The 12,037-nt window shown below is 67.9% G+C and carries 10 protein-coding genes; 3 read left to right on the forward strand and 7 right to left on the reverse strand.

Annotation, left to right across the window (positions count from 1 at the left end; all coding sequences use genetic code 11):
- The gene (locus tag PLE19_07895) at positions 1–387 is read right to left on the reverse strand and encodes a type II toxin-antitoxin system VapC family toxin (GenBank protein ID HPD14855.1); all 387 of its coding nucleotides are present in this window, start codon (positions 385–387) and stop codon (positions 1–3) included.
- Positions 384–593: an AbrB/MazE/SpoVT family DNA-binding domain-containing protein gene (locus PLE19_07900; protein HPD14856.1), complete on the reverse strand. Its 210-nt coding sequence runs from the start codon at positions 591–593 to the stop codon at positions 384–386. The genes PLE19_07895 and PLE19_07900 overlap by 4 nt, the downstream gene beginning before the upstream one ends.
- Positions 594–740: 147 nt before the next feature.
- Here PLE19_07900 and PLE19_07905 point away from each other — a divergent pair, with 147 nt between their 5' ends.
- Positions 741–2,159: an FAD-dependent oxidoreductase gene (locus PLE19_07905; protein HPD14857.1), complete on the forward strand. Its 1,419-nt coding sequence runs from the start codon at positions 741–743 to the stop codon at positions 2,157–2,159.
- Here PLE19_07905 and tgt read toward each other — a convergent pair.
- From tgt to PLE19_07930, 5 genes are all read right to left on the reverse strand, one after another.
- A complete protein-coding gene (gene tgt / locus PLE19_07910) occupies positions 2,141–3,229 on the reverse strand; it encodes a tRNA guanosine(34) transglycosylase Tgt (GenBank protein HPD14858.1) in 1,089 nt (362 codons plus the stop codon). The genes PLE19_07905 and tgt overlap by 19 nt on opposite strands.
- Positions 3,230–3,258: 29 nt before the next feature.
- Positions 3,259–4,191, reverse strand: coding sequence for a Dam family site-specific DNA-(adenine-N6)-methyltransferase (locus PLE19_07915; GenBank protein ID HPD14859.1), 933 nt, complete (start codon positions 4,189–4,191; stop codon positions 3,259–3,261).
- Entirely contained in the window at positions 4,188–4,970 is a 783-nt protein-coding gene (locus tag PLE19_07920; GenBank protein HPD14860.1) for a type II restriction endonuclease, read from the reverse strand. The genes PLE19_07915 and PLE19_07920 overlap by 4 nt, the downstream gene beginning before the upstream one ends.
- Positions 4,971–5,082: 112 nt before the next feature.
- The gene (locus tag PLE19_07925; protein HPD14861.1) at positions 5,083–6,378 is read right to left on the reverse strand and encodes an L-rhamnose isomerase; all 1,296 of its coding nucleotides are present in this window, start codon (positions 6,376–6,378) and stop codon (positions 5,083–5,085) included.
- A gap of 156 nt (positions 6,379–6,534) precedes the next feature.
- A complete protein-coding gene (locus tag PLE19_07930; protein ID HPD14862.1) occupies positions 6,535–8,835 on the reverse strand; it encodes a hypothetical protein in 2,301 nt (766 codons plus the stop codon).
- 177 nt (positions 8,836–9,012) lie between these two features.
- Between PLE19_07930 and PLE19_07935 the strand changes: the two genes are divergently transcribed.
- Together PLE19_07935 and PLE19_07940 are read left to right on the forward strand one after the other, a co-directional pair.
- Positions 9,013–9,810, forward strand: a complete 798-nt coding sequence (locus PLE19_07935) for a 16S rRNA methyltransferase (protein HPD14863.1) — start codon at positions 9,013–9,015, stop codon at positions 9,808–9,810.
- A gap of 74 nt (positions 9,811–9,884) precedes the next feature.
- Positions 9,885–11,867 carry a hypothetical protein gene (locus PLE19_07940; protein HPD14864.1) on the forward strand — a complete coding sequence of 661 codons (1,983 nt, stop codon included), beginning with the start codon at positions 9,885–9,887 and terminating at the stop codon, positions 11,865–11,867.
- Positions 11,868–12,037 lie beyond the last annotated feature (170 nt).

A 12,037-nucleotide genomic window follows, 5' to 3' on the forward strand; every position in this document is an offset into this window, starting at 1 on the left:
TTAGCCCATCTTCCTGCGTTTCACGACGTACTTCACGCCCTCGACGTCCCTGAAGTGCGCATCCTGCGTCCACAGCGTAGCGCCGTAGGCCCGCGCCGTGGCCAGGATGATGCTGTCGGCCATCGGCAGCTCTGAATCAATGCTGAAGGCGGCGGCCTCGATAGCGAGTTCGTCGTCGAGCGGCACGACCAGCCCTTGGCGCATGAGCGCCGCGGCCTCGACGGCCTCCTCTTCGCTCTGGTTCCTCACAACCCAGCGGAACACCTCGAAGATGCAGATGCTGGGCACAATGGCGTTGCCCACGTCCTGTATCGGGGGGGCAAAGATCCCAGCGTTCGGCCCCCCTCCGAAGTACTCGACCCATCCAGAGGAGTCCACGACGTTCACAGCCGGTCCTCTTCTTCCCGCTCGAAATCCGTGTTCATCCCCTTGAGGAAACCACGCATCTCCCCAATGTCCCGGACGGGGACGAGCACGACGTGTCCCCTGAGCCTCATCATCTGGATCTTCTGCCCAGGGCGAATGCCCATCGGCTCGCGAATCTCCTTGGGGATCACGATCTGGTACTTGGGCGACACCGTGACCGCGGCCATGGCTGTTCCTCCAACGATAGCCTCTTGGTATTACGATAGCAGGAGCGATGGGTGGCGTCAAGCGCCGGGGAGGACGATCCTGCGCCTCTTGCGCCCGGCGGCCCCCTCACTTAGAATGCCAGGCACAGAACGGAAGGAGTCCGCTCCATGTCCTGCGATCGCCGAACGTTCCTCAAGGCATCCGTGGCCGCGGCCGGGCTGGGTGTCGGCCTCGCCGTGCCGTCGGATGCCGCCGAGAATCCCAAAGGAGAAGCCATGATTGATTTCACGCGCCGTATCCCCGTGCGCCACGAGGTGGATGTGTTTGTGGCCGGAGGCGGGCCGGCGGGCCTGGCCGCCGCCGTGGCCGCGGCGCGGCAGGGACGCAAGGTGTTCCTCGCCGAACGCCACACGTGCCTGGGCGGCATGGGCACGGCGGGCATGGTGCCCGTGTTCATGCAGTTCACCGACGGCGTGAACTTCCTGGCCGGCGGCATCGGCCGCGAGGTGGCCGACAAGCTGGCGAGGGCCAGCGGCTTCCCGCTCCGCGACGGCCTGCCCATCAAGGCCGAGGTGCTCAAGCGCCTCTACGACGCGCTCCTCGCCGAGGCAGGGGTGGACTTCACCTTCGAGACGCTGCTCATCGGGGCCGAAAAGGACGCACCCGACCGCGTCGGCCACGCCGTCCTGGCCGCCAAGAGCGGCCTCTTCGCCGTCAAGGCGAAGGTCTTCGTGGACGCGACGGGCGACGGCGACCTGGCGGCCTGGGCGGGCGCGCCCTTCGAGAAGGGCGACAAAGACGGCGGCCTGATGCCCGGCACCCTCTGTTCGCTGTGGGCGAACATAGACTGGGAGACCGTCCGCAAGAGCGGCCTGGGCGCCGGCGAGAGCCGCCTCGAGGCGGCCTTCAGGGACAAGGTGTTCACCATCGAAGACCGCCACCTGCCCGGCATGTGGCAGGTGGGCGACGACATCGGCGGCGGCAACATCGGCCACACCTTCGGGGTGGACAGCACGGACGAGCGCTCGGTCACGAAGGCCCTCCTGTGGGGCCGCCAGTCGCTCCTCGAATACGAGCGCTACTACAAGCAGTACCTCAAGGGCTTCGAGAAGATGACCCTCGTCGCCACCGGCTCGCTCCTCGGCATCCGCGAGAGCCGCCGCATCCTGGGCGACTACGTGCTCTGCCTCGACGACTTCAAGAAGCGGGCCGTCTTCCCCGACGAGATCGGCCGCTACTCGTACCCCGTGGACATTCACGCCTCGAAACCCGACGAGGCCAACTACAAGCAGTTCGCCGAGGAGTTCAAGACCCTGCGGTACGGCAAGGGCGAGAGCTACGGCATCCCCTACCGAGTCCTCGTGCCCCGGAAGCTCTCGAACGTCCTGGTCGCCGGCCGCTGCGTCAGCTCCGACCGCTACATCCAGGGCTCGATTCGCGTGATGCCTGGGTGCTTCATCACCGGCCAGGCGGCGGGCGTGGCCGCGGCCCTCGCCGTCGAGAAGGGCACCGACACCCGCGGCGTGCCCGTCTCCGAGCTTCAGGCCCGCCTCAAGAAGCTCGGCGCTTACCTCCCAAACTGCTGAGGCCGCTCGCTGTTTCTGAGCCGCCCCATGAGCATCGCGTAGAAGCGCAGGTTGTGGACGGTGGCGAGGCGCCAGGCGAGGGAATCGCCGATGGCGAAGAGGTGGTGGAGGTATGCCCGCGAGTAGGCCCGACAGCACAGGCAGTCGCAGGCGTCCGAGACCGGGCCGCGGTCGCGGCGGTGCGCGGCGTCGCGGAGGTAGAGGCGGTCGTAGGACAAGTCGCCCTGCGTGCCGAAGACGTAGAGGCGGCCGCGGCGGGCGTCGCGGGTGGGCAGCGCGCAGTCGAACAGGGTGTAGCCCATCCGCGCGCAGGCGACGAGCGCGCCGGGGCTGCCGAGGCCGAGCGCATAGCGCGGCCGGTCGCACGGCATCAGGTCGGCCGTGAGGGCGAGGATATCGTCGAGCAGGCGCCCGTGGGCGTCGAACGGCCAGCCGCCGAAGCCGTAGCCGTCGAAGCCCATGGCCACCAGTTCCCTTGCGCACAGCCGGCGCAGCTCGGCGTCGGCCCCGCCCTGAATGACGGCGAACAATAACGGGCGAACGGCTTCGGGAGAAGACCGCCTGCTCACCCCCCGCTCGAACTCGGCCTTGCACCGCTCGGCCCAGGCGATGGTGCGGGCGACCGAGGCCGCCTGCTCGTCGCGCGGCGCCGTGGGGTGCGTGCAGTCGTCGAGACACACCAGGATGTCGGCCCCCAACCGCAGTTGGACTTGGATGGACTTCTCGGGGCTGAGGCGTCCCGCCTTCCCCCCCTCAGCGAGGCGGAAGATCGCCTCTCGCCTCGTCAGCGTGCCCAGCTTCGGGTTCTGGCGGATGAGCGAGAAGACCTGGAACCCACCCGAATCGGTGATGACGGGGCGTTGCCAGCCCATCAGGCGGTGGACGCCACCCATCGCCGCGACGGCCTTCGAGCCTGGCCGGCGCGCCAGATGGAACGCGCACACAACCAGCCCTGGGACCCCGCATGCCTCCAGGTCGGCGGCATCGAGCGAGCGCACCACGGCCCGCGTAGCATCGGGGAAAAACGCCGGCAACGCCACATCGCCGTGAGGGGTGCGGATTGAGGGCATGGTCTTCACCGGGGCGGCTGCCTGGGACCTCAGTGCGCAAAGGCCAAGCTCATCTGTTCCGCCGTCCGGGGCCTCGGGAACTCTGACAGAGGCGCTTCGTAGCCCGGCTTGACCAGGAGGGCCTCAACCATCGCGTTGCGCAGGCTCTCCGTTGGGCCCACGTGGTAGAAATGGGTGGCGGTTCTCTCAACGGCGAATGCCCAGTGTCGCCGGATATAGTCGTTGGACCGGTACCTGTTCTCCTTCCACATGGAGAGCGCGAATCCGCAAGGCAACTCCCGGGCGACCCCCGCCAGCGCTGCGGCATCCTTCTCAGACCATTGGCTGAAGTAGTCCGTGTGGCGCCCAACGTAGGGCGGGTCGAGGTAGGCGAAGTCCTCGGCTGAGAGTCCGCTCAGGGCCTCTCGCCAGCCCACGCACCGGAACTCCCACTGCCTGCCCCGCATCATGTCTTGGAGCGCGGCGACCTGGTTGACGATCTTGGTCACATAGGCTTGTTGGAACCGCTCGGTCTTCCGACAGAAAGGGACATTGAACCCCCCTCTTCGGTTGAAGCGCATGACCCCGTTGAAACAAGCGCGGTTCAGAAGAAGAAAGTCCAGCGGGTCTCCTGCCTCGTTGAAACGGTCCCGTACCGCATAGTAGTGCCTCTCACCCAGGGCAGCCAAACGCTCCCCTTCTCGAGTGAGGTGTTCCCCCACGGACCTCGGCGTCAGCCGTCCCTCGATGGTCGCTTGGTAGAAACGGATGAGGTGCGGATTGCTGTCGCAGGCCAGAGCGCGTTGCGGCAACACATTGAACAGCACCACGCCAGAGCCGAGGAAAGGCTCTACCCAAGCCCCCTGCCCGTCCCACCGGATGTTCCGCAGGATGAAGGGCACAAGCTTTGTCTTTATGCCCTGGCACTTGATCGGCGGCACGAGAACCCTGCGGATAGCTCTGGGCAACGGCTGAACGGTCACGTAGGCAGTCCCTTGTGCTTCAAGTAGCTCTTGAGGTTCGTGTAGGGTCTCTTGGGCAGTTCCGCTGCCCGGGCCATATCTGCCGTGAGATAGAACATCCAGTAGTCGTCGAACGTCTCCCGGCCGAGGTCCGAGAACGGCCCGGCCCCCGCGACCAACTCCGAGATAGCGGTGACGGAGCCGATGTTCTTGGTGTTGCCGCTGCCGGGCCGGTCGGAGGAGATCCTGTACTTCTCCTGAACGAAAAAGGCGAAGTCCGAGATGGCGGACGAAATGCTCTCGAGTTCGTCGAGGGTATACCTCCGGCGCTCGTCCGGTCGGCGTGGCGCTTGGGAGTAGATGATCCCCAGGACGAAGTGCCCCTGGTAGGATGCATACGGAAAGGTGATGTTCTTCTTGCTCTGCCTATCTCGGAAGTAGCCGGTGAAGGCGCCAAGCGTCATGCCGTTCACTTGGTTGGCATTCACGCGGTACGTGCTCTTGAGGTCGAGGGCGAACCGATGTCCCTGGGCGTCAACAAAGCTGATGTCGGGGTAGAAGTTCTGGTGCTCCGCCAACACCATCTTGAGGCGATGCGCCTCGGCAAAGCGCGCCAGCTCCGGAAAGAGCAGCAGCTCCATCACTTTGGAGATGACCTTCGTGTCCACGGACAGGGAGTAGATGTTCCTCGCGATGTCTATGAAGCCCTTGATGATCCAATCGCCCCGGTCCGTGGCGACGGCCCTGGTAAACGTGGCCACGCGCGTTTGGAGCGCCTTCAGGAAGGATTCGCTGTCCAAGGGGCTTCCGGCCTCCGAGAAAGGCACCTAGCACCAATCCCAAGCACATCGTACTCCCAGCTCCCGGCGAAGTCAAGTCATCTGCGGAAGGCCGCTTACCCAGAGGTCGGGATCACCCTCGCTCGCCACGGGCGTGGATTTCATAGGCGGCGACGTCGCGGAGCCAGGCGGCGCCGACGGGCACGTCGGCCCACAGGCACGCATAGTCCCACACGGCGGCGAAGGGGAGCTCGGCGCGGTGCTCGACGAGGGCGAGCTTGGCCGCGCCGTTGCCGGCCTCTTCGCGCCCGGCGATGGCCTCGAAGGGCTCGATCAGGGCGTAGAGGAGCGCCTTGCGCAACGCCCGCGCGCCGATCACCCACGCGGCCACGCGGTTGATGCTGGCGTCGAAGTAGTCGAGCGCCCACAGGATGTCGCCCAGGGCGCCGCTGCGGACCGCTTCGTCGCAAACGGCGCGCAACTCGTCGGTGAAGCGGACCACGTGGTCGCTGTCCCACCGGATGCCGCGGCTGGCGTGGATGAGCAGTTTGTCCACGAACAGCAGCGTGGCGGAGAGCTTGTCTGCCACGCTCTCGGTGGGGTGGAAGTGCCCGAGGTCGTAGCACAGGGCGACGCCGCGCGTGGCCGCGTAGGCGAGGTAGAACTCGTGCGAGCCGACCGTGTAGTCCTCGCACCCGATGCCGAAGAGCTTGCTCTCGACGGCGTCTACCACGTGCGGGAGCTTGCGGTCGAGGACTTCGTCGAGGGCGTGGAGCAGGCGGTGGCGCGGGCCCATGCGGTCTACGGCAGAGTCCTTGCGGCCGTCGGGGATCCAGATATTGTTGATGCAGGGCGAGCCGAGGGCCTTGCCGATGGCATTGGCGATGCGGCGGGTGGCGAGGCAGTGGCGAATCCAGAAGGCGCGGGCCGCGTCGTCGGAGCTCGACAGCGTGAGGCCGTCCTTCACCATCGGGTGCGCGAAGAGGGTGGGATTGAAGTCGAGGCCGCGGCGGCGGGCCTTCGACCAGTCAATCCAGCGGGCGAAGTGCTTGGGCTCCAGCTCGTCGCGGTCCACGCGCCGGCCGCCGGTTTCGGCGTACATGGCGTGGATGTTGAAGCGGAGCTTGCCGGGGATGAGAGCGGCCGCGGCATCGAAGTCGGCGCGGATCTCGTCGCCGTTGCGGGCCGCACCGGGGTAGTTGCCCGTGGCCTGGAGGCCGCCGGAATCTACCGCGCCCTCGTGAACCTCGAGTCCGCGCACGTCGTCGGCTTGCCAGCACTGGACCGAGATGGGGATGGCCAGGGCGGCGCGCATCGCCTGATCGGCGTCCACGCCGAGCGCGGCGAAGCGCTCGCGGGCCAGCTTGTACGCGGCGCGCACGTGCGCGGCCTTCGGGGGCTGGGTCACGTCAAGGGCCTTCTTCGGCATTGGGGCCTCCTGCCTAGACACAGCTAGTGCGGCAGCAAAGAGGGTGTTTGGAGGGTAGGATGAATGGATGGCTGCCTGACACCCATCCACCCATCCATTCATCCACTCCCGACCTGTGCACACGGGTGCCGCTGCATGGAGCGGACCGTCTGCATTCTACGGGAGCCGCGGCCTGGCGTCAACCCGCGCGCCCCACCAGAAGGAACGGACCGTTTCGTTGTGCGACCAGAGGCGATTGTGAAGCTCGCCGCCCGCGACGCGGTAGAAGCCGTTGCCGCCGTGGAGCAGCTCGACGCGCCCGATCGTCACGCGGTCGCGCGAATAGAACTCCGCGTGGCGGGTCGCCTCGCCGATGCCCCAGTAGTAACGGACGACCGGCGCGTCGCCCTCCGCTGGGGCGTGGCGAAGGTACACGCAATCCTGCCAGTAGGGAAGGTCGTGGCGGAACCAGGGGATCTCGGCGGGCCGCTCGACGAGGCCGTAGGCCGCACCGTCGCGCGACCACAGGCGCAGGGTGAACTCGCCGACGGCCTCGATGGCCACCACGACGCGGGTGGCGACGCCCGGCTCGATGCTCGCTACGCGGCTCGCGCCGCGCGTGGAGGCGAGGACGCCGAAGAGCCGGCCCTCGAGCCACACGCCGCCGGTCGCCGGGTCCACCTCGACGGGGGCATCGCCCTCGCCCGGCACGGGGGGCGTGGCGTGGAACTCGCGGGGGAAGCCCACGGCGTCGCGGATGAAGCGGGTCACGCCGCGCCGCTCGTCCACCGTCACGCGGTAGCGCGGGCCGGGGTAGTCGGTGAGATAGAGGTCGAGGAAGGCGCCGGTCTTGAAGTGGGGCAGCACGTAGGTGTCGTGGGCCTCGCCGTCGAGGATGCGGCGCCACTCGTCGGCCGTGGGCTCGCGGCCGGCCATGTCGGCCACGACGCCCCGCCAGTATTCGATGGTGGAGGAGAAGCTGCCCGACTCATAGCGGTGGTAGTTGTTCGTGGGCATCTCGAGGTCGAACACGTAGTCGTCCCAGGCGTAGCGGTGGCGGGCCCACGGCACGTCGGCAGTCGCCGCGAAGAAGTCAGAACAGGTGGTGAACCGACCGAGGGCGTCGCTGTAGCGGCAGGCGCGGACGAATTCCTCCTTGTAGGCGCCGATGAAGGTCTGGTCAATCAGGTTCACGAGCGCCACGAAGGGCAGGCCGCGGCGGTGCGTTTCGGCCACCAGGCGCGGCCACTGGGCGTAAATGCCGCTGCCGAACTTCTCGGATTTCGGCGAGTGCGAGGGGAGCGTGGGAATGACGGCGCCGCCGATGCCCTCCCAGTCAATCAGCGCCCGGTTGTCGTCGGGCGCGGTGCCCATATTCTGCACGCGGTGGATGGCGTGGGTGTAGCCGAACTCGCGGAGCATGTCGGGCAGGGCGGGGTGGAGGGCGAACTCCTGAGCGGCATAGGTCGTGGGGCGGCGGCCGAAGAGTTCCGTAAACGCGGCGAGGCCGTGGACGAACTGCTGGCGGCACTCCTCGCGGCTCCAAAGGTGGAGGTAGGGCTGCGACCAGGTGCCGTTGGCGAACTCCGTGCGCCCCTCATCCCACGCGGTGCGGAGGCGAGCGATGGTTTCGGGGAACATCGGGGCCAGGTTGGCCAGCGTGCCCGCGGCCACGTCGTGCGAGTAGCGGTAGCCGAGGTCGCGGCTCCAGCCCTCGTAGAAGTCGAGCAAGTCGGCGGCGGCCTGAGGCCAGTCGTACTCGGCGAAACCCTCGCGGCCGATCAGGATGCCGCCGTGCAGAATGTCCACGAAGTAGATGGGCAGGTCGAGCACCTGCTTGCGGGCCTTGGCCAGCGCGGCGAAGGCGGGCGCCAGGTCGCCCCCTCGCCGCAATGCCTGCACCGCAAGACGGCTCACGGGGCCGAGGCGATGGTCCACGTGCAGTTCGGTGGCCAACCGATAGACCATCCAGGCGGCGATGCCGAGGGCGTGGTAGTCGCGCCAGTTCGCGGGCGGCCTGGCCGGCCTCTGGCCCGCGGCGACGAGCACGCAACGCACCATCCAGTCCAGCACGTCGGCCGTCACGCCCGTGTCCATCATGTTCAAGTAGCGGCCGATGAGGTCGGTGGGGTCGAAGGCGAACACCACTTCGCCCCGGCGCACGAGCGCCGCGGGGTGCTGGCCCACGGTGCCGACCGGCGTCCACCCTCTGCCGTCGGCGGCCAGGCCGACGAGCCGCGTGTCGCGCGGCAGATGGAGCGTGCGGGCGCCGGTCGTTGTGGGGATGACGATGCGCTCCTTGGACGACGCGAACGGCCCGGAAACCGAGAGCCCCTTGGGCTTCGCCTCGGCCAGCGAACCGCCCCCCAGCCACAGCGTCATTCGCAGCCGCAGACTGCCGAGTCGCAGGATGCGCGGGTCCCAGTGCAGAGCGATGGCGTAGCCATCCAGGGCGCCACCGCGGAAGATAAGCCTCATCGCGTCCCCCTTCTGCCTCGCCTTCGTTCCCCTCGTGGCGGCTGCCCAGTATGCTACGCCATTCGCCCTGCGGCGGCAACCCCAGCTTCTGAGCTTGTCTTTCTCTACGGAAGCCGGTGTAATCTGTGGACGGCCGCTCTGTCTTCTCTGTGCCCTCTGTGTCTCTGTGGCTGACCCATGTCTGCTCTCGACGACCTCGTGGCCGCCGTGCTCGCGACGCCGAAGTACCGGGCCGTGTGCCCCGACACCGTGCGGCGACTGGGCGCGGCCGAGCTGGCGAAGCGCTCGGGCCCGAAGGCCGCGCTGAAGGCGACGAAAGCGCGCCTCCACCAGGTGTTCGGCGCCTTCGAGCGCGCGCCCGACTACGAGCGCCTCTTCGGCGAGCTCGCGGCGGCCCGCGCCAGCGGCGAGGCCGAGGCATTCCGCGCGGCCTGCCGCGCGGCCCTGAACTGCCACGCCTCGACCAGCGAGCGCCTGCCGATTCTCGGCCGCTTCTACGCCGAGGTCTTCGCCCTCACGGGCGTGCCCTCGCGCGTGCTCGACCTGGCCTGCGGCCTGCACCCGCTGGCCATTCCCTGGATGGGCCTGCCGCCGGAGGCGTCGTATCGGGCCTGCGACCTCGATGGCCGCGCCGTCGGCTTCCTGAACCGCTGCGGGCCGCTCCTCGGGCGGGGCTTCGAGGCGTTTCACGCGGATATCCTGTGTTCGCCCCCGGCCGAGGAGGCCGACGTGGCCTTCCTGCTCAAGGCGGCGGCCAGCCTCGAACGCCAGGAGCGGGGCGGGGCGCTCCGTGTTCTCGACGCCTTGCGCGCGCGGCACACGGTCGTGTCGTTCCCCGTGGCCAGCCTCGGCGGGCGCGCCAAAGGCATGCGGGAGAACTACGAGACGGGCTTCCGCCAGATGCTCCGCGGCCGGCCCTGGCGGGCGCAGCGCCTGCCGTTCCCCGCCGAGCTGGCCTTCGTCGTGACGAAATGAGGGGCGCCCCGGTCCGCAGGTTGACTCATCCCGTGCGAGGCTGCTATCATCCTGCGGCCAACGCGGAGATCGCCATGGCGCCGGAAGGCGAGAAGAGCAAGGGCCTTGCGAGCATCGCGGCCGGCATGGCGCAGGGCGCCACCGTGCGGGCCATCGCGGTGGGCGCGCTGCTGTGCGCCGTCATCGGCGTCAGCACGCCCTACGCCACGAACGTGATGCACGCGAGCTACATGGACCTGGATTTCAGCACGCCCGCCGCCATCTTCCTGTTCTTCGTGCTCATTTTCTTCGTGAACGGCGCGCTGCGGGCCATCTCGGCGCGGCTCGCGCTCACCGCGGGCGAGCTGGTCGTCGTCTACGTGATGATGATGATCGGCACGGTGATCCCCACGATGGGCCTCACGGCCTACTGGCTCTCGACCATCGCCGCACCCTTCTACTACGCGGCGCCGGAGAACCAGTGGGCCGAGATCATCCTGCCCCACATCCCCAAGTGGCTCTACCCCGACGACCCGATGGCGATCCGCTGGCTCTACGAGGGCCTGCCGCGCGGCGAGGCGCTCCCGTGGGGCGCCTGGCTGCTGCCGCTCGGCCAGTGGCTCGTCTTCCTGCTCGTGCTCTACGGGGTGATGATCTGCGCCATGGTGATCCTGCGCAAGCAGTGGGTGGAGCACGAACGCCTGCTCTACCCCATCACGCAGCTACCGATGGAGATGGTGCGGGCCGAGCCGCGGCCCGGCTTCTCCAACCCCTTCATCCGCAACCCGTGGATGTGGGCGGGCCTCATCATCCCGTTCCTGCTCGGCTGCTACATCGCGCTCACCCACTACGACCCGAGCTTCCCGGCCATCGAGATGGTGACGAAGCTCGACCTCTTCCGCAAGACCACCGTGCTCAAGCTGCGGCTGAGCTTCCCGATGATCGGCTTCTCGTACCTGCTGAGCACCAGCCTGGCCCTGAGCCTGTGGTTCTTCGGCCTCGTGACGATCTTCGAGCGCGCCGCGCTGCGCCTCGTGGGCTACGAGGGGGTCGAGCAGCTCGACCCCTACAGCCAGAGCGGCGGCGGGCCGCTGCTGACCCACCAGTCGCAGGCCGCGCTCTTCGTGCTCGTGCTCTACGGCCTGTGGATGGCAAGGCGCCACCTCAAGGCCGTGTTCCTCAAGGCCATCGGCCGGGCGAAGGACGTGGATGACTCGGAGGAGATCCTCTCCTACAGGCAGGCCTTCTGGGGCCTGATGGCCGGGATGGCCTACATGGCCTTCTGGCTCCACCGCAGCGGCATGAGCCTCTGGGTCGCCGTCGCGCTCGTGCTGGTCTCGATGGCCACGTTCCTGGGCGTCACGCGCATCGTCGCCGCCGGCGGCGTGGCCGAGACCCGCTCGCCCATGACCGCCTCCACCGTGCTTATCTCGGCCTTCGGCTCCGAGCGCCTGGGGCCGTCGAACCTCGTGCCCTTCGGCATGACCTACATCTGGATGGGCGACATCCGCACCTTCATCATGGCCTCCGCCGCCAACGGCCTGAAGATGGTGAGCGACGTGAAGGGCCGCAAGCGCCCGATCTTCTGGGCCATGATCATCGCCATCCTCGTCACCATCGCCGCCAGCGTGTGGTCCACCATGCTCGTCGCCTTCCAGCACGGCGGCGCGAACGCGAACGACTGGCTCTGGCGCGCCGGCCCCACGCTGCCGTTCGACTACGTCACGCGGCTGATCAGGACCCCCGAGGGGCCGAGCGTCAACGGCGCGCTCTTCGGCGGCATCGGCGCGGCCGCCATGGCCGTCCTGATGATCCTCAACCACCGCTTCGTCTCGTGGCCGCTGCACCCCCTGGGCTTCCCCATTGCCAGCCTGTGGCTCACCGAGGAACTGTGGTTCAGCATCTTCATCGCCTGGGCCGCGAAGGCCCTTGTGCTGCGCTATGGCGGCGCCGACCTCTACAAGCGCACCCGCCTGTTCTTCCTCGGCCTCATCCTCGGCCAGTACGCCGTCAGCGGAGTCTGGATCGTCATTGACTACTTCACCGGCAAGGTCGGGAATTCGCTGTTCTGGATCTGAGCCATGGAGAGAATACGCCCGACGCACCACGCAAGGGAGCAGTGCATCGAGCGCGGCTGCACCGAGGATGAGGCCGAACAGGCCGTCATCTCAGGCACCAGGGAGCCGGCCAAGCAGGGTGTGGGCCGGAATTGTAGGCAGGGTGATTGTCTCTGGAGCCTGAAGGGCTC

It is taken from the genome of Planctomycetota bacterium (assembly GCA_035384565.1).
Taxonomy (GTDB): domain Bacteria; phylum Planctomycetota; class PUPC01; order DSUN01; family DSUN01; genus DAOOIT01.

Bases quoted from the DNA above. Each gene is read 5' to 3' on its own strand.
- PLE19_07940 (HPD14864.1), top strand. From the start codon at position 9,885: ATGGCGCCGGAAGGCGAGAAGAGCAAGGGCCTTGCGAGCATCGCGGCC.
- PLE19_07925 (HPD14861.1), bottom strand. From the start codon at position 6,378: ATGCCGAAGAAGGCCCTTGACGTGACCCAGCCCCCGAAGGCCGCGCAC.
- PLE19_07935 (HPD14863.1), top strand. From the start codon at position 9,013: ATGTCTGCTCTCGACGACCTCGTGGCCGCCGTGCTCGCGACGCCGAAG.
- PLE19_07930 (HPD14862.1), bottom strand. From the start codon at position 8,835: ATGAGGCTTATCTTCCGCGGTGGCGCCCTGGATGGCTACGCCATCGCT.
- PLE19_07900 (HPD14856.1), bottom strand. From the start codon at position 593: ATGGCCGCGGTCACGGTGTCGCCCAAGTACCAGATCGTGATCCCCAAG.
- tgt (HPD14858.1), bottom strand. From the start codon at position 3,229: ATGCCCTCAATCCGCACCCCTCACGGCGATGTGGCGTTGCCGGCGTTT.
- PLE19_07905 (HPD14857.1), top strand. From the start codon at position 741: ATGTCCTGCGATCGCCGAACGTTCCTCAAGGCATCCGTGGCCGCGGCC.